The sequence below is a fragment of the Flavobacterium limnophilum genome (assembly GCF_027111315.2).
GTDB classification, from domain to species: domain Bacteria; phylum Bacteroidota; class Bacteroidia; order Flavobacteriales; family Flavobacteriaceae; genus Flavobacterium; species Flavobacterium limnophilum.
Genome location: NZ_CP114289.2, coordinates 1546943 through 1569140 on the forward strand (window position 1 = coordinate 1546943; position 22198 = coordinate 1569140).

At 35.5% G+C, this 22198-nt stretch carries 20 protein-coding genes; 14 read left to right on the forward strand and 6 right to left on the reverse strand.

Going from position 1 to position 22198, the window contains the following annotated elements; translation table 11 throughout:
* Positions 1 to 269: 269 nt before the first annotated feature.
* Positions 270 to 2306, reverse strand: a complete 2037-nt coding sequence (locus OZP13_RS06400; RefSeq protein ID WP_281299055.1) for a dipeptidyl-peptidase 3 family protein — start codon at positions 2304 to 2306, stop codon at positions 270 to 272.
* A 303-nt stretch (positions 2307 to 2609) separates the two neighbouring features.
* Between OZP13_RS06400 and OZP13_RS06405 the strand changes: the two genes are divergently transcribed.
* From OZP13_RS06405 to OZP13_RS06435, 7 genes are all read left to right on the forward strand, one after another.
* A complete protein-coding gene (locus OZP13_RS06405) occupies positions 2610 to 3719 on the forward strand; it encodes an SRPBCC family protein (protein ID WP_281299056.1) in 1110 nt (369 codons plus the stop codon).
* A gap of 62 nt (positions 3720 to 3781) precedes the next feature.
* Complete coding sequence (locus OZP13_RS06410; RefSeq protein WP_281299057.1) at positions 3782 to 4324, forward strand: RNA polymerase sigma factor; 543 nt, start codon at positions 3782 to 3784, stop codon at positions 4322 to 4324.
* Between the two features lie 33 nt (positions 4325 to 4357).
* Positions 4358 to 4774 carry a hypothetical protein gene (locus OZP13_RS06415; RefSeq protein WP_281299058.1) on the forward strand — a complete coding sequence of 139 codons (417 nt, stop codon included), beginning with the start codon at positions 4358 to 4360 and terminating at the stop codon, positions 4772 to 4774.
* Between the two features lie 6 nt (positions 4775 to 4780).
* Positions 4781 to 5236: a sensor of ECF-type sigma factor gene (locus OZP13_RS06420; RefSeq protein WP_281299059.1), complete on the forward strand. Its 456-nt coding sequence runs from the start codon at positions 4781 to 4783 to the stop codon at positions 5234 to 5236.
* 213 nt (positions 5237 to 5449) lie between these two features.
* Positions 5450 to 6700: a hypothetical protein gene (locus OZP13_RS06425; protein WP_269243619.1), complete on the forward strand. Its 1251-nt coding sequence runs from the start codon at positions 5450 to 5452 to the stop codon at positions 6698 to 6700.
* A gap of 128 nt (positions 6701 to 6828) precedes the next feature.
* Positions 6829 to 8790, forward strand: a complete 1962-nt coding sequence (locus tag OZP13_RS06430; protein WP_269243041.1) for a KUP/HAK/KT family potassium transporter — start codon at positions 6829 to 6831, stop codon at positions 8788 to 8790.
* Positions 8791 to 8996: 206 nt separating this feature from the next.
* The gene (locus OZP13_RS06435) at positions 8997 to 10253 is read left to right on the forward strand and encodes an RsmB/NOP family class I SAM-dependent RNA methyltransferase (RefSeq protein ID WP_281299060.1); all 1257 of its coding nucleotides are present in this window, start codon (positions 8997 to 8999) and stop codon (positions 10251 to 10253) included.
* Positions 10254 to 10356: 103 nt separating this feature from the next.
* Here OZP13_RS06435 and rho read toward each other — a convergent pair whose 3' ends face one another.
* Positions 10357 to 12162 (reverse strand): transcription termination factor Rho, encoded by a 1806-nt coding sequence (rho, locus tag OZP13_RS06440; protein WP_281299061.1) that lies wholly within the window; start codon positions 12160 to 12162, stop codon positions 10357 to 10359.
* A gap of 182 nt (positions 12163 to 12344) precedes the next feature.
* On the opposite strand from rho, the gene OZP13_RS06445 reads away from it, so the two are divergent.
* Entirely contained in the window at positions 12345 to 12758 is a 414-nt protein-coding gene (locus OZP13_RS06445; protein WP_269243042.1) for a DUF4293 family protein, read from the forward strand.
* Between the two features lie 142 nt (positions 12759 to 12900).
* Here the strand turns inward: OZP13_RS06445 and OZP13_RS06450 are convergent, their stop codons facing one another.
* Positions 12901 to 13395 (reverse strand): metallophosphoesterase family protein, encoded by a 495-nt coding sequence (locus OZP13_RS06450; protein ID WP_281299062.1) that lies wholly within the window; start codon positions 13393 to 13395, stop codon positions 12901 to 12903.
* A gap of 244 nt (positions 13396 to 13639) precedes the next feature.
* Between OZP13_RS06450 and truA the strand changes: the two genes are divergently transcribed.
* From truA to OZP13_RS06480, 6 genes are all read left to right on the forward strand, one after another.
* Positions 13640 to 14377: a tRNA pseudouridine(38-40) synthase TruA gene (gene truA / locus OZP13_RS06455; protein ID WP_281299063.1), complete on the forward strand. Its 738-nt coding sequence runs from the start codon at positions 13640 to 13642 to the stop codon at positions 14375 to 14377.
* 66 nt (positions 14378 to 14443) lie between these two features.
* A complete protein-coding gene (locus OZP13_RS06460; RefSeq protein WP_281299064.1) occupies positions 14444 to 16198 on the forward strand; it encodes an ABC transporter ATP-binding protein in 1755 nt (584 codons plus the stop codon).
* A gap of 20 nt (positions 16199 to 16218) precedes the next feature.
* Positions 16219 to 16794, forward strand: coding sequence for a hypothetical protein (locus OZP13_RS06465; RefSeq protein ID WP_281299065.1), 576 nt, complete (start codon positions 16219 to 16221; stop codon positions 16792 to 16794).
* 164 nt (positions 16795 to 16958) lie between these two features.
* Positions 16959 to 18347 (forward strand): dihydrolipoyl dehydrogenase, encoded by a 1389-nt coding sequence (gene lpdA / locus OZP13_RS06470; protein ID WP_281299066.1) that lies wholly within the window; start codon positions 16959 to 16961, stop codon positions 18345 to 18347.
* A 264-nt stretch (positions 18348 to 18611) separates the two neighbouring features.
* Positions 18612 to 18851: a hypothetical protein gene (locus OZP13_RS06475; protein ID WP_269243045.1), complete on the forward strand. Its 240-nt coding sequence runs from the start codon at positions 18612 to 18614 to the stop codon at positions 18849 to 18851.
* 113 nt (positions 18852 to 18964) lie between these two features.
* Positions 18965 to 20044, forward strand: coding sequence for a hypothetical protein (locus OZP13_RS06480; protein ID WP_281299067.1), 1080 nt, complete (start codon positions 18965 to 18967; stop codon positions 20042 to 20044).
* A gap of 164 nt (positions 20045 to 20208) precedes the next feature.
* Here the strand turns inward: OZP13_RS06480 and OZP13_RS06485 are convergent, their stop codons facing one another.
* From OZP13_RS06485 to OZP13_RS06495, 3 genes are all read right to left on the reverse strand, one after another.
* Entirely contained in the window at positions 20209 to 21405 is a 1197-nt protein-coding gene (locus OZP13_RS06485; RefSeq protein ID WP_269239997.1) for an IS256 family transposase, read from the reverse strand.
* Positions 21406 to 21485: 80 nt separating this feature from the next.
* A complete protein-coding gene (locus OZP13_RS06490) occupies positions 21486 to 21791 on the reverse strand; it encodes a helix-turn-helix domain-containing protein (RefSeq protein WP_269243047.1) in 306 nt (101 codons plus the stop codon).
* Positions 21792 to 21793: 2 nt separating this feature from the next.
* A complete protein-coding gene (locus OZP13_RS06495) occupies positions 21794 to 22123 on the reverse strand; it encodes a type II toxin-antitoxin system HigB family toxin (protein ID WP_269243048.1) in 330 nt (109 codons plus the stop codon).
* Positions 22124 to 22198: the final 75 nt, after the last annotated feature.

Consider the following 22198-nt stretch of genomic DNA (forward strand, 5'->3'; position numbering starts at 1 on the left):
AATTTAAATATGTTTAGTCCAGGACAATTAGTATTTGCAGCTTCTTTTTTTGTTGCTTTTGTTATCGCAATGGTATTTGCCTATAGAAAAGATGCCCAATTGCACAAAATATTCTATAAGGGAAATTACAAGATTTTGATTGGATTCATTATTTTCATCTTGATTTTGTTCCTGATAAAAATCTATTTTAAGCGATAATTTCACACTTTTTGAAACAAAAAAAAGGATGTCCGCCAAGACATCCTTTTTCTATATCAATCCACTATTTTTTAGTTTTCCAATGGCAGGAAATTATAGTTTTTGGAATAATTCAACATTTGTTCCGCGAAGGTTTTTGGTTGTGCTACTTCAATAGAAATAATTTCTCCTTTTGTGTCAACTTTTGGAATCAAAACAGGATTCACGAAACCGCTGTAAGGTGCTGATGCAAACTGTTTGTTTCTTTCCAATACTTCGGCGTGTAGTTTTTGATCCACTTTCACTCCATAATTTTCAACCAAGGCTTTACCGGCTTCATAATCACCTTCGGATTTTATGCGTTGAATTTCGCGCAACAATTGTCCAAATATTTCATGTAATTTATCGTAATCCGTGATATTGAAATAGGTTTTTCCGTCACGGGTAATTTTCTCGATCACGTTGTCTTTTTTTCCTTTTTCGAAAGCCCAGGCACTCACGTACTGGCGGTTTCTCATGTGGGCTTCCTCGATATTGGCACCCGGTTCCAAACGAACCAATTGTCCCATTAAACCATTGCGAATGTAACTGTCATAAGACTCCATTCCCAGTTTTTTCCAATCGTCAACCAGGCCTATTTCCTGCAATTTTGGATTGTAAACAAAATACAATCCCACCAAATCGGCTCTACCCTCTTCGAGAGTGGAAGCGTAACTTTTCAAGGTTTCTTTGGGAGTTCCCACACCTGGATTTATTTGTCCTGAAGCGTGACCAATCACTTCGTGCAAGGCAGTGTGCATTTTGTCACCCAATTCGGCATATTTTTCAGCCAAGGCAATCTCTTCGGCATCATTGGCAAATTCTTGTAATTTTCCTTTTCCACCGGCTTTTGCATAAGAATCGATGATATTTCCCAATGAAACGGATTTCGAACCATGTTCGGCACGAATCCAGTCGGCGTTCGGCAAGTTGACTCCAATTGGTGTTGCTGGAGACGAATCGCCAGATTCGCCGGCAACCACGACCGTTTTATAGGAAACACCCACAACATTTTTCTTTTTGTGTTCTGTAATCAAGGGAGAATTGTCTTCAAACCATTGGGCGTTTTTAGATACCACTTCCATTTTTTTGGACATGTCAAAATCCTTGATTTGGATAATGCTTTCATACGAACCTCTATATCCCAATGGATCATTGTACACCTCGATAAAACTGTTGATGTAGTCAATATTTCCTTCGGTGGCTTGAAGCCAAGCGATGTTGTAATCGTCCCAAGTTTTTAAACTTCCTGTTTTATAATAACTGATAAGCAGTCCAAGAGCATCTGCTTGTGGCTTGTTTTCGGCAACGCTTTTTGCTTTTTCCAACCAATAAACGATTTTGTCGATGGCCGAACCGTACATACCGCCACTTTTCCATACTTTTTCTTCCAATTGTCCTTTAGAATTGCGAACCAGTTTAGAATTTAACCCATGCGAATAAGGTCTTTTGGCATCGGGACTTGTTTTCTTGGCATAAAAAGCTTCCACTTCTTTGGCCGAGATTCCTTTACCATAAAAATTGATGGCAGAACCTTCCAACAATCCTTTGGATTCATCCAAATTTACTTTCTTGGTATCGGCATCATTAAAAAGAACTTCCACAATGGCTGGTGACAAAGTAGTTTTGGTGGCTTTCATTAAACCGTTAAAGTAAGCAGCGGAAAAAGCAGGCTTGATTTTGTCGTTGGAATAATGATGGTGAATTCCGTTGGCAAACCAAACTCTTTTTAGATAAATTTCAAAATTTTTCCAGTCGGTCGATGTTTTGTCCCCTTTATAATTTACATAAATATTTTCGAGGGCTTTCCTGATTTTCAGGTTGTATTTGTAATGCTGGTCCCAACCTATATCACGACCAGAATATCCTGCTTGGGTAAGATAATAGACTAATTTTTGTTCTTTTAACGTTAGATTTTCCCATCCTGGAATTTGGTAACGCAATACTTTTATGTCGGCAAATTGTTCGGCAACATATTCAAATGGAGTATTTTGGGCTGTTTTTACATCCGTGGTTTTTGCTGTTTGTGCGTTGCACGCAAAAGAAACTCCAACGGTCATAAAAATACCGGCAATTTTAAGTAATTTCATTGATTTAAGAGTATTTAGTTGTTTTATTTATAACATAATGAGGCAAATGTATATATTTTTAAAACATTTTACAATGCATGCATATTATTTAGCACAAAATTATAAGTGACTAAAAATACTTTACTATTTTTAGTATTTTTTTTTGAATGCAACATTTTGAAATACTGCTGCTTATATTAATTTAAAAAAAAGGGACTGGAATTGTCCAAATTATGGAATTAGAAAAAAAGTATAAAAATTTTACGACAGTTAAACGTATTAATAAAATTTCTAACTTTACCACTGAAATTAATCCGATTTATTATGAGAATTCTAAAGTATCTTTTTCTTTTATTATTACTTAGCTTAGTAGCATTGTCCATTTTTGTTGCTACTCAAAAAGGAGAATTTACCGTGGAAAGAAGCAAGATTATCAATTCACCAAAATCGTCGGTATATAATTATGTAAATGATGCCAAAAATTGGAAAGAATGGAATTCATTGGCAGTCGAAGATTCTCTGATAAAAATTACCCCATCACAAATCAGCGCGGGCAAAGGCAGTTTTTTTTCTTGGCAAGGAAAAGAAGGTGACGGTGACCTGCAAACGATAAACGTAAAAGAAAACGAAAGCATCATTCAAAAAATAAATTTCAACGGCAACACTGCCGATGTTTCCCTAAGTTTTAAAGACACCCTTGGAAAAACAAAAGTATCCTGGAAAGCTAAAGGACAAATGGGGTTTCTCTTTAAAGTATTGACCTCTTTCAATGGTGGTGCCGGAAAAATATTTGGTTTGATGTTTGAAAAATCTTTGGTTAATCTAGACAAAAAACTGGATTATGAAATCAATACCTATTCGGTAAAAGTGGATGGTTTGGTAAACAAGACCGAGACATTTTATCTGGCGCAGACCTTTACCAGCGAATTTTCAAAAGTAGGCAAGAATGCCGGAATTGTTTTTGCCAAGATTACCAATTTCTGCAAAAACAACAACATCACCATCAGTGGCAAGCCGTTTATTATATACCATACCTACGACACCGTTAATGAACTGACCCGATTGTCGATCTGTATTCCTATAAAAGATCCTATTTTTATCATTGAAGGAAGCGATATTTCGTCTAAAACACTTGCAACATTCCAGGCCGTAAAAACGACTTTAACCGGCGATTATTCGCACACCCAAAAAGCATTGGACAAAACTGCGGATTATCTTCGTTCAAAATATCTTACCGTGGATCCTGCATTTTCAAGACTTGAAATCTACACGATTGGCAAAAACGAAATCAACAATCCATCAAAATGGATTACCGAAATTTATTATCCAATCAAACAAAAAGCGGAGGCAAAACCGACTGTGTTAGATCCGGCAACAACCGAGGAAGTGGTTCCGAAACCTACAAATCAAAAAGAAGTTCCTTCTGAATTTTAATATTTTTTCACTTTGATTAAACCTTTTTGATAAATTCCATTCTAAACTTATAAATAATAGCCTTGCAAGAAGAACAGGAATTTATTCAAGAATTATTAAACCCAAAAACGCAAAACCAAGCGTTTCAAAAACTCTTGAAGGAGTATCAAAAGCCGTTGTACAATCATGTTCGGAATATTCTTTTGAATCATGACGATACAGATGACGTCTTGCAAAATACTTTCGTGAAGGTATTTCAAAATTTGAATAAGTTTAAAGGTGAAAGCAAGCTTTTTTCATGGATGTACCGTATTGCAACCAATGAAGCTTTGACTTTTTTAAACCATAAAGCAAAGCTAGGCGGGGTCAGTTCAGAAACATTACAAAACAAAGCCATCGATAATTTAAAAGCCGACATTTATTTTGACGGCAATGAAATACAAATCAAATTGCAAAAAGCAATTATACAACTGCCAGAAAAACAACAACTGGTTTTCAAGATGAAATATTTCGAAGAATTGAAATACGAAGAAATCTCGGAAATTCTGGGTACATCGGTGGGAGCTTTAAAGGCTTCATACCATCATGCCGTAAAAAAAATAGAAGCCTTTGTAACAACAAATTAAACTTTTTGACAATAATTGAGTCTAACGAATATGATGAAAACATTTAAACTAGATAACGAACCTAAAATTGAACCCGGATTTAAAATCCCGGAAAATTACTTTGACACTTTTTCGGCAAGAGTGACTGAACAATTACAAAAAGAAGAGCCAAAAACAATTTCTCTTTTTGCCAGAAAAAAAACTTGGATTTATGCCGCTGCGGCCATTTTGGTATTGGCATTAAGAATTCCTGTTGTTTACGACAATTTTTACAATCAATCATCAGAAATTGATGAAGCAACATTGGAAAATTACATCAGCTACCATTCCACTGTTTCCGATACAGATTTAGTTAATCTTCTGGATGAAAATGACATTCAAAAAATCAATATTGATTTGAATATTGAAGACAAAACCATAGAAAACGAACTTTCGGCAGACAACAATTTAGAACAATATTTATTAAATTAAGACCCAATGAGAACAAACAAAACATTTCTGATACTGCTCCTTTTACTTTCGATTTCCTCGTTTGCACAGCAGGAAAAGAACGAAAAGAAAGAACAAATCAAAGCCTTGAAAGTGGGTTTCATTACCAATGAATTGTCCTTGACAACAGAAGAAGCTTCCAAATTTTGGCCCATATACAATGCTTTTGACGACAAGCAGTTTGAATTGAGACATCAAAAAATGAAAGCGTTCAAAGCCCGAATGGATGATGAAGCCTTGGACAAAATGAGTGAAAAAGAAGCTGCTGCCCTACTCGCCCAAATGGAAAGCAACGAGGATGAATTGTGCCAACTTAGAAAAAAATTCATTGCTAATCTAAAAGGAGTACTCCCGGCAACAAAAATCATAAAACTGAAAAAAGCCGAGGATAATTTTAATAGAAAACTATTGCAGCAATATCGCAATAAAGGGCCTAAGAAATAATCCCCCCTTCTTTTAAAATAAAAAAAACCAAGAAACAGTTTCAACTGTTTCTTGGTTTTTTTATTTAAAACCGTTTGGTATACAATTATTAAAAAACATAAACCATTGTTTTAAAGTTATTTAAAAACAAGTTGATCTTTTTTTGATTCCACCTCTATTTTATTGGCACAGTAATTGGATAATCAAAAAACAAATAATTTAATCTCATTAATCATGAAAACTCAAATACTACTATTGACCCTTATGACTTCGGTATTTGCAACACAAATGCAAGGGCAAAACAGAACCATCGTAAATGCAACCAATTCTGAAATTAGCGATAACCTGGATTTAAGGGTCGTGGCTTCCCTTTTTGGAGATTCAAAAAATCTTCAGGATTTTGAAAGACAATTAAATGATCCTAAACTACAAATATCAAACTTGGATTTAAATAACGATAACCAAGTAGATTACTTGCGAGTTATCGAATCGGTAGAAAATAGAACTCACGTGGTTATCATACAATCTGTTCTTGATCGCGATTTGTATCAAGATGTGGCCACTATTGAAGTAGAAAAAGACAATTATAACCAAGTGCATGTACAAGTAGTCGGAAATACTTATATGTATGGTCCAAATTATATTTATGAGCCTGTTTATTATGCAACTCCGCTTATTTATGCTTCCTTTTGGTTGTCAAGCTATCGTCCTTATTATTCTTCTTGGTCTTGGAATTATTATCCAAGCTATTACTATGCATGGAATCCATATCCAGTTTTTAGATACCGAAATAACGTGAATTTCTGTCTAAACACCTATTATGGTTACAACAATTACAATTACGTAAACTATAGAAGAAGCACTTATGCAGTAAACATATACAATTCAAGACGTTCCAATGGATACGAAAGACAGCATCCTAATTATTCCTTTGAAAGAAGAAATTCGAATGTATCCAATCGTTATGAATTAGACCAAAAAAGAAACACGAGAAATATTGGTTATTCTCAAAACAGAATGGAATCACAAAGAAATTATTCCCAAAACAGGACTGATTCTCCAAGAGTGGCAACGCAACAAAGAACCGAAACTCAAAGAAATTATTCCCAAAACAGGACAGAATCTCCAAGAGTGACAACGCAACAAAGAACCGAACCTCAAAGAAATTATTCCCAAAACAGGACAGAATCTCCAAGAGTAACAACGCAACAAAGAACCGAACCTCAAAGAAATTATTCCCAAAACAGGACAGAATCTCCAAGAGTAACAACGCAACAACCCCAAAGAGACTACTCACAAAACAGAACAGAATCTCCAAGAGCAACAACACAACAACCTCAAAGAGATTATTCCCATAACAGAACAGAATCTCCAAGAGCTTCCGCTCCACAAAGAACAGAATCAAGCAGTAGTAATTCTTCTTCAAGAAATTCAGCTTCCGGTGATGGCAACAATTCCTCAAGAGGCGGTAACAGAAGATCTTGATAACTTTAAAACAGTATTAAAAACACGGTTCTTTTGACCGTGTTTTTTTTTATTAAGTTTTTTTTATATAAAAATCAATACTATTTCTAAAAAGAGTAAATTTGGCAAGTTTTTATATAAATATAAGTATGAGTATTTCGCATAAGGACTTACACAGTAAGTTAACGTTAGGAGGTTTATTAGTTTCATTGGGAATAATTTACGGTGATATTGGAACCTCTCCTCTCTATGTAATGAAAGCCATAATTGGCACCCATATCATAAATGCAGATATTGTCCTAGGAGGAATATCCTGCGTGTTTTGGACACTTACACTGCAAACCACCATCAAGTATGTACTGATTACTTTAAGTGCGGACAACCACGGTGAGGGAGGAATTTTTGCGTTATATGCCTTGGTCAAAAAAACAAAAATCAAATGGTTGATTGTTCCAGCCATCATTGGAGGTAGCGCCTTGCTTGCCGATGGCATCATCACGCCCCCCATATCGGTATCCTCGGCCGTTGAAGGAATCAAGACATTTTATCCAACAATAAATACGGTTCCAATCGTTATTGGCATTTTGTTTGTTTTGTTCACCATCCAGCAATTTGGCTCCAAATTGGTAGGTCGTTTTTTTGCACCTATGATGCTGCTTTGGTTTGGTATGCTCGGCATTTTGGGTGTGTTGCAAATAGCACAACATCCTGAAGTATTGAAAGCCTTTAACCCCTATTATGCTTACAATTTATTGAAGATACACCCTGAAGGTTTCTATGTTTTGGGATTTGTTTTCCTTTGTACCACGGGAGCTGAAGCCTTATATTCAGATATGGGACATTGTGGACGAAAAAACATCAGGATTAGCTGGATTTTTGTAAAAACTACCTTGGTTTTAAACTACTTTGGACAAGCAGCCTATTTAATTCATCATGAAGGACAAACCTTGGCGGGTTTAGGGGGAGAAAATGGAAATCCATTCTACTTAATAATGGCCGATTGGTTTCAGCCCATTGGTATTATAGTGGCAACCTTGGCTGCAGTAATTGCTTCGCAAGCATTGATTAGTGGCTCGTTTACGTTGATAAATGAAGCTATGCGATTAAATTTTTGGCCAAAAGTAAAAATAAAATATCCTTCTGAATTGAAAGGACAATTATACATTCCGTCAATTAACTGGTTGTTGTTTCTTGGATGTGTGGGAGTGGTTTTGCACTTTGAAAAGTCAAGCAATATGGAACATGCTTACGGATTAGCCATTATTTTATGCATGATAATGACAACCGTATTACTCAATTATTACATGATAATGAAAAGGGTGAAACTGTACTTTATGGTACCGTTAATAACCATTTATTTAACCATTGAATCCGGTTTTTTCATAGCCAATATCACCAAATTTGCCGACGGAGGTTATGTTACCTTGATTATAGCTTTCTTGCTGATTTCCATTATGACCATTTGGTATTTTGCCAAGAAAATCAACAAAAGCTACACTCAAATTGTCAAAATTGAAGATTACAAAAAAGTATTGTTGGAATTAAGCGACGATTTATCCATCCCAAAATATGCTACCCATTTGATTTATATGACCAATGCCGGTAGAACCGATGAAATCGAGGAAAAAGTAATGTATTCCATATTACGAAAAAGACCAAAGAGAGCCGATATTTACTGGTTTGTTCACGTCAATATTTTAAACGAACCGTATAAAACGGAATACAAAGTAACCGAAATTATCGATGACACCTTGTTCAGGGTAGATTTTAATCTAGGTTTCAGGGAACCAACCAAAATAAGCTTGATGTTCAAGGAAGTAATCAAGGATATGGTTAAAAAAGGAGAAGTAGACGTAACCAGCAGATACGAATCTTTGAACAAAAACAACATCATTGGTGATTTCAAATTTGTCTTGTCCGAAAAATACTTGTCCAATGACAGTGATTTGACTTTCTTCGAAAAAATAATCATGAACTCCTATTTCTTCATCAAAAAAGTGAGTTTGTCCGAAGAAAGTGCCTTTGGTTTAGATAGTGGTTCGGTAAAAATCGAGAAATTCCCGATGGTACTGCATGCTCCGGAAAACATTGGTTTAACCCGAATTAAGTAGACATTACCTTACTATAAATTCAAAAAACACTGCATCAAAAACAGTGTTTTTTTTGTATAAGAACACTTTCAATACAACAAAATCTAAAATCAATTTCAATGATGAAAGTCATTAATTGCAGCACAACTTTCCATCCAACCAAATCTGAAATCTAAAATCTGAAATCTTCAATCTAAAATAGTACCTTTGCACTTCAATTATTTAAAATGAGATTACACAGAAATTTAGTTTATACCACCATCGACGCCTTGAATGCCATCTTCAACGAAGGCGAATATGCCGATAAAGTAGTGGCAAGATCCTTGAAAAAAGACAAACGTTGGGGAAGCTCCGATAGAAAATTTGTTGCAGAAACCATCTACGAAATTGTACGTTGGAAAAGATTATACTCAGAAATTGCCGAAGTAAAAGAACCATTTGACAGAGACAAACTTTGGAGAATGTTCTCGGTTTGGGCCGTTTTGAGAGGCTACCCTATCCCCGATTGGCGTCAATTGGAAGGAACACCGGAAAGAAAAATAAAAGGACGTTTCGACGAACTTTTCAAAATTAGAACCCTGAAAGAATCTATCCCGGACTGGATGGATGAATTGGGTGTAAAAGAATTAGGCGAAAAAGTGTGGACTAAAGAAATTGCAGCCCAAAACCAACCTGCTAAAGTAATTCTAAGAACCAATACTTTAAAAACAACCAAGGAGCAATTAAGAGCCATCCTAATGGACTTGAATATTGAAACCGAATACCTGAAAGATCAGCCTGATGCTTTAGTTCTTAAAGAAAGAGCGAATGTTTTCTTGACCGATGCATTCAAACAAGGTTTTTTTGAAGTTCAGGATGCCAATTCACAATTGGTTGCCGCTTTCCTTGACGTAAAACCTGGAATGCGCGTGGTCGATACGTGCGCAGGTGCTGGTGGAAAAACATTGCATATTGCCGCTTTGATGGAAAACAAAGGTCAATTGATTGCGATGGATTTATACGAAAGTAAATTAAAGCAATTAAAATTGAGAGCCAAAAGAGACGGTGCTTTCAACATCGAATACCGCATTATCGACACGACCAAAGTCATCAAGAAACTACACGAAAAAGCGGATAGAGTTCTGATTGACGCACCTTGTAGCGGTTTAGGAGTTTTGAAAAGAAACCCGGATGCCAAATGGAAATTGCAACCCGAATTCATCGACAACATTCGTAAAGTACAAGCCGAAGTTTTAGAAAACTATTCCAAAATTGTGAAACCAGGCGGAAAATTAGTTTATGCGACTTGTTCCGTTTTACCTTCTGAAAATCAAGAACAAGTAGAGAAATTCTTAAAAACCGAAATCGGAAAACAATTCAACTTCATAAAAGACCAAAAAATATTGGCTCACGAGTCTGGTTTTGATGGTTTTTACATGGCTTTGCTGGAACGTAAAGAAAGTACAGAACAAAAAGAAAAAAGAGTGCAGAAAGAAATCGAATAATATAGATTTTAGAATTCATAGTTCACAAAAAAAAATCCTCAATTGAGGATTTTTTTGTTCTACTATTGTGTCTTAATACTTAATTCTAAATACTTAATACTTCTTAATCATTCATAGAAATCAGAAACTCTTCATTGTTTTTAGTTTTCTTGAAACGATCGTTGATGAAATCCATAGCTTCCACGGGGTTCATGTCCGAAAGATATTTACGCATAATCCACATTCTTTGCAATGTTTTTGGGTCTAGCAACAAATCATCACGTCTCGTGCTGGAAGAAGTTAAATCAATGGCAGGGAATATACGTTTGTTGGCAATTTTTCTGTCCAATTGCAATTCCATGTTTCCTGTTCCTTTGAATTCTTCAAAAATAACTTCATCCATTTTGGAACCTGTTTCAGTCAAGGCTGTGGCGATGATACTTAATGAACCACCATTCTCCACATTTCTGGCTGCTCCAAAGAAACGTTTTGGTTTTTGCAAGGCATTCGCATCCACACCACCACTCAATACCTTACCAGAGGCAGGTTGAACTGTGTTATAGGCTCTCGCCAAACGCGTAATCGAATCCAATAAAATCACGACATCGTGACCACATTCCACCAAACGTTTTGCTTTTTCAAGAACAATATTGGCAATTTTTACGTGCTCTTGTGGTTCTCTGTCGAAAGTCGAAGCAATTACTTCACCACGAACACTACGTTGCATATCGGTAACCTCTTCTGGACGTTCATCAATCAATAAAACAATCAAATAAACTTCAGGATGATTGGCAGCGATTGCGTTGGCAATGTCTTTCAATAACATCGTTTTACCCGTTTTAGGTTGTGCCACAATCATTCCACGTTGTCCTTTCCCTATTGGAGAAAACAAATCAATAATTCGGGTAGAAATAGTGCTTTGTCTTTCGGCCAATTTGAATTTTTCAGAAGGGAAAACAGGCGTTAAATGTTCGAAAGAAACGCGATCTCGAACTACTTGCGGATCGTGCCCGTTGATTTTTAAAACGCGAACCAAGGGAAAGAATTTCTCGCCTTCTTTTGGAGGACGCACCACTCCTTTTACGGTATCTCCGGTTTTCAATCCGAACAATCTAATTTGGGAAGTCGATAAATAAATATCATCTGGCGAAGCCAAATAGTTATAATCGGAAGAACGTAGGAAACCATAACCATCAGGCATCATTTCCAGAACACCTTCACTTTCTATAATACCGTCAAATTCAAAATCAGAATCCCTAAAGTTGTTTTTCTTGTTCTTGAAATTAGGGTTCACATTACCATTGCCGTTTTGATTCGGATTTGGATTTGGATTTGGATTTTGGTTCTGGTTGGGATTTTGTTTGTGTAATTGGTTGGGGTTTATTTTCTTGGCAGGAACACTTACTTCGGGAGTTTCGGTATTCTCGGTAGCTGTATTTTCGGTAGTAGTGACTTCAGCAGTGGTTTCTTCAACAGTTTTGGCTGGTTCATTACCATCAGAAGCTAATTTTGCTTCTTCTTTTTGCTTCTGCAAAGCCATCTTCTTTTCGTAAGCTGATTTGTTGAACTTAATCACCTTGCCAACTTTTTTTTCAGTTATTTCAGGTGCTTTTTCTTCAGTAACGACTGTTTCTCCAACTGCTGCTGTTTCAACTGGAGTTTCATCTTCTGTAAAAAGGGAAGCGTTTGGAGTTTTCTGGATAGCTACTTTTTTGGGAGCAACAATTCGGGCTCTTTTTGGTTTTTCGTCTTCCGGTTTAGCTTCGGCTTTAGACTCTGGAGCTGCCTCTGAATTGGCCGATTGAAGTTCTAAAATTTGGTTAATTAAAACCTCTTTTTTTACTCCGTTAAATTTTATTGTTTTAGCTGCTTTAGCTATTTCTTGAAGCTCAGAAAGCTTCATTTCTTTTAATACAGAAATGTCAAACATAAATGTTCTATGAGTTTAAATATTTGGGGATTACTATAAAAGTGAGTAGTAAATTTTTGATTTTGAATTCACCGCAGAATGAAGTACTTACGGAATTGTTATGCAATAATACGAAATAATTTTTAGCTTACAATAGTATTTATTAAAAAGAAAAATATATTTTTGTCAAACAAAACAAAACAATGTTACAAAGAATTCAAACCATTTATTTACTTCTTGCCTTTGTGGTAACTGGCGTTTTACCATTTTTAATTCCATTATGGGAAATGGCAGATGGCAAAGACTACTACTTTATGCAAAATCAAGCGTATGTGGTGATTTTAGGTCTAAGCACTACGCTTAGTTTGTTGAGTATTGTATCATATAAAAAAAGACAAAATCAATTTGTTATCGGCAGATTGAACATAATATTAAATTTAATTTTATTAGGCTTGTTTGTTTATCGTTCACTAAATGTATCTGGAGAAACCATAGCGGTTTCTGAGAAAGGTATTGGGATGTTTCTGCCAATTGTTGCTATCGTATTATTAGTGTTAGCTAATAAGGCCATCAAAAAGGATGAAGATCTTGTAAAATCTGTGGACCGATTGAGATAATCCTATAATCTTAGTTTATGTGCGAAGGAAACCCGAATGAAAGTTCGGGTTTTTTTGTGGTCTTAATTTTAACTGATTATACCTGACAGGTTTTCAAAACCTGTCAGGTCTGAAGAATAGCTAGATTTGCCGATGACTAAAACTATTTCTTCCCTATTTCAATTATTTCCAAATCTTTTATTTTGTCGCCGTCAATCACGAAACGCAGCATCGTTCTCACTTGATGAAAACCACTTTTTCCGGCAGCTCCAGGATTCATGTGCAGGAGATTGTGCTTCTTGTCGAACATCACTTTGAGGATATGCGAATGCCCGCAAATAAACAATTTTGGCGGGTTTGCAGTCATTTCTGCTTTAATATTTGGATTGTATTTCCCGGGATAACCGCCAATATGGGTAATCCAGACATCGACGCCTTCACACATAAACCGATTGTGCAAAGGGAATTCCATTCTGGCTTTGTCGTCGTCGATGTTGCCGTAAACAGCTCGTAAAGGTTTCATTTTTTTTATGGTATCGGTCACCACCAAATCACCAATATCACCAGCGTGCCAAACTTCGTCAGCTTGTGCCACATACTTCAAAATCGTGTCGTCAATATGACTGTGGGTGTCGGACAGGAGGAGGATTTTTTTCATAGGGTCATTGCGAGGAACGAAGCAATCTCATTCCGCTATTTTTTAACAACAGCAAAGTTATTATTTAAGACGAAAGATTAACACTTTTCGAATTTAGATTTTCGGATATAATTTATGGAAACTTTAAAACATATCTAGTCCTATACAACAAACATTCTTTGTAAATTTGCCATTCAAATGTGTAATCTGGTTTCTTTCAGAATCTGAAATCTGAAATCTGAAATCTGAAATCTGAAATCTAAACTTGAGGTATTTTATAAAACTGGCTTATAACGGAACCAATTATCACGGATGGCAATACCAGCCCAATGCTTCGTCCGTGCAGGAAACCCTGAACAAGGCGGTTTCGGTAATCTTGAATACCGACATCAATCTTATGGGCGCAGGACGAACTGATACTGGAGTACACGCCAAGGAAATGTACGCCCATTTTGATTTTGAAAAACCTTTTGACATAAAAAGCAGCATACACAAACTCAATTCTTATTTGCCCAAAGACATTGTGGTCTATGACATTATTCCTGTTCACGACGAAGCCCACGCCCGTTTTGATGCCAAGAAAAGAACCTACGAATACCACGTCAACAGCTTCAAGGATGCTTTTTTGCAGGACGGAAGCTGGTATTTCCACCAAGAATTGGATTTGGATTTGATGAATGAAGCCTCAAAATTGTTGTTTGACCATATTGATTTTCAATGTTTTTCCAAGGTAAATACTGATGTTAACACCTTCGATTGCACTATATTTGAAGCTTATTGGAAGCAAGAAAACAACCAAATTGTATTCACTATTTCGGCCAATCGTTTCCTGCGCAACATGGTTCGCGCCATTGTCGGAACATTGGTAAACGTTGGCTTGCATAAGATTACGCTAGACAATTTCAACGAAATCATTAAAAGCAAGAATCGGGAGAAAGCCGGTTTTTCGGTTCCGGCCCAAGGATTGTATTTGACCAAAATTGAATACGATTACCTAAAATAAATAGACAATAGAAATTAGATTTTAAAAGTAAATCTAAAATCAGAAATCTAAATCTAAACTTTTTAAATGAAAGCAAAAGCATTCGATACTAGATTATTCAAGAGAATATTAAAATACACCAAGCCTTACCAATCGAGATTCAATTTCGTGGTGGTTTTTGCCATTTCGTTGTCGATTTTTGCGGCATTGCGACCTTATTTATTGAAGGAAACCGTGGACGGTTACATCAAGACACAAGATAAATTCGGGCTTTTACTTTATGTTAGCCTGATGGGGTTTGTGCTTCTATTGGAGGTATTCTCCCAGTTTTTCTTCGTGTATTGGGCTAACTGGCTCGGGCAGGACATCGTAAAAGACATTAGAACCAAAATGTTTCGACACATCTTGAGTTTCAAAATGAGGTATTTTGACAATGTGCCCGTGGGACAACTCGTGACGCGCTCCGTTTCCGACATTGAGGCCATTGCCCGCATTTTTAGCCAAGGTTTGTTCATGATTATCAGTGACATGATGAAAATGGTCGTGGTGCTGCTTTTTATGTTCTATATGAACTGGAAACTCACCTGGATCGTGATTGTGGCCATGCCGATATTGGTTTATTTTACTCGAATATTCCAAAAGAAAATGCAAATCGCTTTTGAAGAAGTGCGTACCCAAATTGCCAACATGAATTCCTTCGTGCAGGAACGGGTTACTGGAATGAAAATTGTGCAACTGTTCAATCGCGAAGACATTGAATTCGAAAAATTCAAGTCCATCAACGACAAGCACAACAAGGCTTGGATAAAAACCATCTTGTACAACTCCATCTTCTTCCCCATTGCCGACATTATTTCGTCCTTGACCCTTGGTTTCATTGTATTATACGGTGGATTCAAAATATTGAATGGTGATAATTTCACGACACTGGGAGATTTGTTTTCCTATACCATGTTCATCGGAATGTTGTTCAATCCGCTACGTCAAATTGCGGATAAATTCAACGAGATGCAACTGGGAATGATTGCTGCCAATCGTGTTTTTGACATTCTCGACACCCAAGACCAAATTCAGGATACGGGAACGGTTGAAGCCCCAATTTTTAAAGGAGACATTCAATTCAAGGACGTTCATTTTGGCTATATTGCCAACGAAGAAGTGATAAAAGGAATAGATTTAGATGTAAAAGCTGGCGAAACCATTGCCATTGTGGGATCTACGGGTGCCGGAAAATCGACCATCATCAATTTGCTGAACCGTTTTTACGAAATCAACAGCGGGAAAATTTATATTGACGAACACGACATCGAAAACTACACCTTGAGTTCGCTTAGAAAGCAAATTGCGGTGGTCTTGCAGGACGTTTTCCTTTTTGCCGACACCATATTCAACAACATCACGCTGAACAATCCCGATATTTCCCGGGAACAGGTTTTGGCTGCCGCCAAGAAAATTGGCGTCCACAAATTCATCATGAGTTTGCCCGACAATTATGATTTTGACGTGAAGGAACGCGGCGTAATGCTGTCTTCGGGACAACGCCAATTGATTGCTTTTCTGCGTGCTTACGTGAGCAATCCGAGTATTTTGATTCTGGACGAAGCCACTTCTTCCATCGATACGTATTCGGAAGAATTGATTCAAAAAGCTACCGAAACTATTACTAAAGGAAGAACTTCCATCGTGATTGCACACCGATTGGCCACCATCGTCAATGCCAACAAAATTGTGGTGATGGACAAAGGATTGATCGTGGAACAAGGAACCCACCAAGAGCTAATTTCGAAGGATGGAGGCTATTATAAAAACTTGTACGACTCACAGTTTTCGATAGCCAATTAGATAGTAAATTTTCAAATTGTATGATGCAAATAGTAAGACAACCCGACAAATTGATAAAAAAAATTAGTATTTGCTTTCTAATTCTTTTCGCTCATTCTTGCATTCCATTAAAAATTGCTCCAAATATTGAAGGAGAAAAAATAGGTAATGCAAAAAAATTTAAAAAAGACCTTCCGAATTTTAATGGATTTATTTTTGAAGACACCAAGAATGCCAATGAATTTTACAATTTTATAAATGCTAAGTATAATTTAAAACATACATTCGTGGACTCAAATGTCCCAATTAGTATTAATAACAAAAGGTATTATTTATCTTTTTTTGAACGAGAGAGAACCACAAAAACATTAAATCTCATTCCAATCGCAATAGACGTTGCTGTAGAGTCAAAAGGGAATGATCCCCTTTTAGAAAATCTTTATACTTCTAGAAACGGCTCTTGGTATTTAATTCTTACAGTAACAGACCCCGAAATTAGAGATTGTTTGAATCCTAATTATCCGGAACATATTGAAATAGTAAATTACCTAAAAAAACTAAAAAATGAATATTTTTCAACAAATAATTACATTGAAGCCTATTTAAAAATGAAATAAAAAAATTTGTGATTTTTTACAAACTAATAAACTTATTAAACGTTTATTTTTTTTAAAATAAAACCTTAATTTTGCTTCCGAAAAAAATTTGAGAAAATAATTACTAGCACGAGCACTTGCAACTGCCATTTAACAATAAAAAAACAATTAAAAAAAACGCTGAAATGAAATACGATATTATAGTTTTAGGAAGTGGCCCAGGCGGATATGTAACTGCCATTAGAGCTTCACAATTAGGCTTTAAAGTTGCCGTAATCGAAAAAGAAAACCTTGGTGGAATTTGTTTGAATTGGGGTTGTATCCCTACGAAAGCATTGTTGAAATCAGCACAGGTTTTTGATTACCTTAAACACGCTTCCGATTACGGATTGACTGTTTCCTCATTTGACAAAGATTTCCCGGCCGTTATTCAACGTAGCCGTAATGTGGCTTCAGGAATGAGTAAAGGGGTTACTTTCTTGATGAAAAAAAATAAAATTGACGTTATCAATGGTTTTGGAAAAGTGAAACCGGGTAAAAAAATTGACGTTACCGATAAAGACGGAAAAGTTACTGAATTTTCTGCAGACCATATTATCATTGCTACCGGTGCTCGTTCTCGTGAGTTGCCAAACTTGCCACAAGATGGTGTTAAAGTAATTGGTTACAGACAAGCAATGTCCTTGCCTACCCAACCTAAAAAGATGATTGTGGTTGGTTCTGGAGCGATCGGAGTAGAATTTGCACATTTCTACAACTCTATGGGAACAGATGTTACCATCGTAGAATTCATGCCAAACGTAGTGCCTGTTGAAGACGAAGATATCTCAAAACAATTTGAAAAATCGTTGAAAAAAGCTGGAATTAAGGTAATGCTAAATTCATCTGTAGAAAGAATCGATACTTCTGGTGCAGGAGTAAAAGCTTATGTAAAAACGGCCAAAGGAGAAGAAGTTTTGGAAGCCGACATCTTGTTGTCTGCTGTTGGAATCAAAACCAACATCGAAAACATCGGATTGGAAGAAGTGGGTATTGCTGTTGACCGTGATAAAATCTTGGTTAACGCTTACAACCAAACCAATATTCCTGGATATTACGCCATTGGTGACGTTACTCCGGGTCAGGCTTTGGCACACGTGGCTTCTGCCGAAGGAATCAACTGTGTGGAAAAAATTGCCGGTCTTCACGTAGATCCAATCGATTACGGAAACGTTCCAGGTTGTACTTATGCAACACCCGAAATCGCTTCTGTAGGTTTGACTGAAAAGAAAGCTCTAGAATTAGGTTACGAAATCAAAGTGGGTAAATTCCCGTTCTCGGCATCCGGAAAAGCACAAGCTTCTGGAAATTCTGATGGTTTCGTGAAAGTAATTTTTGATGCCAAATACGGCGAATGGTTGGGTTGCCACATGATTGGCGCTGGTGTTACGGATATGATTGCTGAGGCAGTGGTTGCTCGTAAACTGGAAACTACAGGTCACGAAATCCTGAAATCAATTCACCCGCACCCAACAATGAGCGAAGCCGTTATGGAAGCCGTTGCTGATGCTTATGGTGAAGTAATTCACTTGTAAAATTAGCGTTCAGTCGCAGTTTGCAGACTTGAAATAAATATCAAATCCGTTTTGTGAAAGCAAAGCGGATTTTTTATGCGGTTTTGTATGGTAAATTTGTAGGAAATAAAATATTTATTAGGATGATTTATAATCTTGATTCTGTATATTTGAAATGAAATAACACATAATGTTTATCACTACATTCTGGCCAAAATTGGAGAGCTTTACGTGATTATATTAAAAACATTTAAAACGAGTTAGCAGACAGTTCAAACCTAAATTATGAAAAGACTAATTTTAAGCATATTACTTTTTAATTTTATTAATTGCAATTCACAAATCTCGAAAGAATTAGAGATTTTTATTAAACCTTTTGAGGATTATAAAACTTTCAATGCAATGGATTGGAAAAATGATTCTATTTCAAAATTGTTAAACAAAAAAGCAACTGAAGAAGAATTGGTTTATTTATCATTAAATGGTAAAAACACTTTCACGAAAGGAATTTCAATTGAAACGTAATAAATAGAAAAAGTAAAAAAGTATTTGATGTTTATGAAAATTTGATTGATTCAAAAGACTCATTAGTTTACTCCACGGGATGTTTATCAAGTAGGGCAAGTTTACCAAACTTTATGTTTCAACGTCTAACTTTCAATCCAAATTATTCAAAAGATGAAATAATTTCAAACAAAGAAATATTAGTTCATACAATCTTAAATAAAAATCCTATAAACATAAAATTACTGGAAAGTATAAATCATTGGATTCCAAAAAAAGAAGAGTTTTATGAACCAATAAGAAAAATTGTAGTAGACAATAGGTCTTCCTCCCTATTAGTTACTATTGCCAAATATAAAAAAGAAAGTGATGTTGAATTAATAAAAAGCTTTGGAATAGATGCTCTGCCTGCAATTGAAGAATTTCCAAACGAACAATTTAGAGAGATATTAGAAAAAAACATTAAGTTTGATGATTTTCAATATATGTTTGCTTTGGCTAAATCTTGTACTCCAGAAACGGTAAAAACAGTTGAAAAAACTATTCAACTCAAAATTGAAAATTTAAAGAATGATGATTGTGGAAATATTTGTTTAAGTACAATTTACAATCAAATTGAAATGAATAAATGTGAATTGTTTTATCCAGCATTAGAAAAATTGTGGTTGACAAATAAAATAATCTCATATAATATCTTGGATAATTATAAAAAAAGACATTCAAAAATAGAAACAAAAAAATTCCTATTTGATGGTTTAATGCTAAAAGGAAAAGCAGAAATTATTCATAAAAACATTTACGACGATAGTGATTTCGAAGAAAATATGGAAAGTGGTTTGACTTGGAACAAAGAAGCAAAATTAATCCATATTTTAAAGGAGTTAAAAAAATTATCTTACGAGGAATATTTAAAAGCTTTAGAAAATAATATAATAGAAATTGAAGATTTAGATTTACCAAATTTTGTCGAAGAATTAAACGACAGTAAAAGTTTATTGATTGTTAAAAATTCATTCATTGAAAAACTTAAAATAAATAAAAGCGCTTATGGTTTGATATCAATAATGGAAGCAATTAAATTATTAAAAGATAAAGAAACTTTTAATAAAGGTTTTGAGGTTTTAAAAACCAGAAAAGAAGAATTTAAAAAATTTCCTATTTGGGAAAAAGAGTTGAAAGATTTTCTAAAAGAAAACAACTTGATATTAGAATAAAAAAACGTCTGTTAAAGCAAAGTATTTCATATCCAATTAAACACTATGCAGAAAAACTTCTGCTGGAATGCAGAAAAACTTCTTTAGTTTTTGCGCCATTTTCAAGGTGAGACACTATCCCAAAAAGTGTGTAAGTTTAAAAATATAGGGGTTTGATTTTTTAATTAAAGTTGAACCCTTTTTTCAAATATAGTTAAGAACTGGTTGAGGATTAATCCCCAGTTTTGGATTGGCATCGACCATTTTTTGGTTGCCTCTCTCAAAGCCAAATATACAGATTTTAAAACAGCTTCATCCGTTGGGAATGATAATTTGTTTTTAGTGTATTTTCTGATTTTACCATTGAGGTTTTCGATTAAATTTGTGGTGTAAATTATCTTTCTGATTTCTACTGGAAAGTCAAAGAATACGGTAAGTTCCTCCCAATTTTCTTCCCAGGATTTAATCGCATAAGGATATTTATTATTCCATTTTTTAGAAAAATCTCCCAGAGATGCTTTAGCAGCTTCTTTAGTTGGAGCATTGTAAATAAGCTTCATATCTGCCGAAAATTCCTTTTTATCTTTCCAAACCACATAACGAGCTGAGTTTCTAATTTGATGTACTACACAGATTTGGGTTTGTGATTCTGGGAATACATTTTTGATAGTTTGCGTAAAACCATTTAGATTGTCAGTAGCAGTAATTAGTATATCTTCAACTCCTCTAGCTTTTAAATCTGTTAAAACGCCAAGCCAGAAACTAGCACTTTCATTCTTTCCTAGCCACATTCCAAGGACTTCTTTTTTACCTTCTCTATTAAGTCCAACGGCTAAATAGATGGTTTTATTGACTATTTTTGAGTTTTCTCTAACTTTAAAAACAATTCCGTCCATCCAGACTATCAGATAAACAGCCTCTAAAGGTCGGTTTTGCCAAGCAATAATATCACTCGAAACCGTGTCGGTTATCCTAGAAATAGTACTAGTGGAAACCTCAAAATTATAAACTTCTCTTATTTGTTCTTCGATGTCGCTATTGCTCATTCCTTTGGCATAGAGAGAGATTATTACGTTCTCTAAACCATCGAGCATATTTTGCCTTTTGGGCACAATTAAAGGGTTAAATGAGGCTTCTCGATCTCTGGGAACTTGAATCTGAGATTCGCCAAATGAGGTTTTTATTTTCTTGTTAGAAAAACCATTACGAGCATTGGATTTTGTAGTTTTCTCGTGCTTATCATAGCCTAAATGGGCGTCTAATTCGCCTTCGAGCATTTTCTCTATTCCTCGCTTTTGTAGTTGGGCTAAGAAGCCATAAAGGTCTTCGCCTGTTTTGAATTGCTTCAAAAATTCATCGGATAATAAATCTTCCTTTTTCATAAAATGTGTAAAATATTAAAATTAAGTAAAAAAAGTATTAGGGTTTGCACAAACCCTAATACTTTTTTTACTTACACACTTTATAGGATACTACCCAAGGTGATTTCACGCTTGCCGGAAAGAATGGCCGAAACGTGTCCTTTGCTCCCAATTAGGGGTTCCAAATCTTTGGCTTTCAAACCCATTTCCTCCATTTTGTATTTGATTACTTCCAAAGCATCCAATTCAGGCAGTTGATAGTGTTTGTCATCATAATCTTTTACCAAAACCAGCAATAAATCCAGTTCATCACTTTCGGGCGAGTTGGGCGCAGCATGGAATATTTCCATCAATCGCAGGGAAGCTTTATTGTAATCTTCTTCGGTTTTTAATACTTTCCAGTTCATGGTTATTCTTTTTTATAGTCTAAAATTACGGTATCAAAAGCAACCTTTTCCACATTAATTTTATCGTATTCTTTGTGCGTTCCAAACCAAATCACGTAACAGGCGGTTTGCAAAAAATTAACGGAAACCACTAATCGAAAATCATTCCCTTTGATATTGAAAACAACTCTTTCGTTGTTCACGATACTTGCATTTCCATACACTCGTTTGAGTTCATTGAAATTGTGAAAATCCCATTTTGAAAATTCATTGTACCAAATCAACAATTGCGTTTTGGCAATTGGATATTTTTCGGTGTAAAACAAAATGGTTTTCTTTACAAGGACTTTCATCGGACAAATTTAGCCGAAAGTTTTCAATTTGCAAACTTTATTTAGTTTTAAAACCATGTCAAAATCCGTTTTGTG

Excerpts from the sequence above, each read along its gene's own strand:
- OZP13_RS06430 (WP_269243041.1), top strand. The coding sequence starts at position 6,829 with ATGAGTATTTCGCATAAGGACTTACACAGTAAGTTAACGTTAGGAGGT.
- OZP13_RS06475 (WP_269243045.1), top strand. The coding sequence starts at position 18,612 with ATGAAAAGACTAATTTTAAGCATATTACTTTTTAATTTTATTAATTGC.
- OZP13_RS06490 (WP_269243047.1), bottom strand. The coding sequence starts at position 21,791 with ATGAACTGGAAAGTATTAAAAACCGAAGAAGATTACAATAAAGCTTCC.
- OZP13_RS06480 (WP_281299067.1), top strand. The coding sequence starts at position 18,965 with ATGTTTCAACGTCTAACTTTCAATCCAAATTATTCAAAAGATGAAATA.
- OZP13_RS06425 (WP_269243619.1), top strand. The coding sequence starts at position 5,450 with ATGAAAACTCAAATACTACTATTGACCCTTATGACTTCGGTATTTGCA.
- OZP13_RS06465 (WP_281299065.1), top strand. The coding sequence starts at position 16,219 with ATGATGCAAATAGTAAGACAACCCGACAAATTGATAAAAAAAATTAGT.
- OZP13_RS06445 (WP_269243042.1), top strand. The coding sequence starts at position 12,345 with ATGTTACAAAGAATTCAAACCATTTATTTACTTCTTGCCTTTGTGGTA.
- OZP13_RS06495 (WP_269243048.1), bottom strand. The coding sequence starts at position 22,123 with ATGAAAGTCCTTGTAAAGAAAACCATTTTGTTTTACACCGAAAAATAT.
- OZP13_RS06485 (WP_269239997.1), bottom strand. The coding sequence starts at position 21,405 with ATGAAAAAGGAAGATTTATTATCCGATGAATTTTTGAAGCAATTCAAA.
- OZP13_RS06450 (WP_281299062.1), bottom strand. The coding sequence starts at position 13,395 with ATGAAAAAAATCCTCCTCCTGTCCGACACCCACAGTCATATTGACGAC.
- OZP13_RS06420 (WP_281299059.1), top strand. The coding sequence starts at position 4,781 with ATGAGAACAAACAAAACATTTCTGATACTGCTCCTTTTACTTTCGATT.
- OZP13_RS06435 (WP_281299060.1), top strand. The coding sequence starts at position 8,997 with ATGAGATTACACAGAAATTTAGTTTATACCACCATCGACGCCTTGAAT.
- OZP13_RS06460 (WP_281299064.1), top strand. The coding sequence starts at position 14,444 with ATGAAAGCAAAAGCATTCGATACTAGATTATTCAAGAGAATATTAAAA.
- lpdA (WP_281299066.1), top strand. The coding sequence starts at position 16,959 with ATGAAATACGATATTATAGTTTTAGGAAGTGGCCCAGGCGGATATGTA.
- OZP13_RS06405 (WP_281299056.1), top strand. The coding sequence starts at position 2,610 with ATGAGAATTCTAAAGTATCTTTTTCTTTTATTATTACTTAGCTTAGTA.
- OZP13_RS06415 (WP_281299058.1), top strand. The coding sequence starts at position 4,358 with ATGAAAACATTTAAACTAGATAACGAACCTAAAATTGAACCCGGATTT.
- OZP13_RS06400 (WP_281299055.1), bottom strand. The coding sequence starts at position 2,306 with ATGAAATTACTTAAAATTGCCGGTATTTTTATGACCGTTGGAGTTTCT.
- rho (WP_281299061.1), bottom strand. The coding sequence starts at position 12,162 with ATGTTTGACATTTCTGTATTAAAAGAAATGAAGCTTTCTGAGCTTCAA.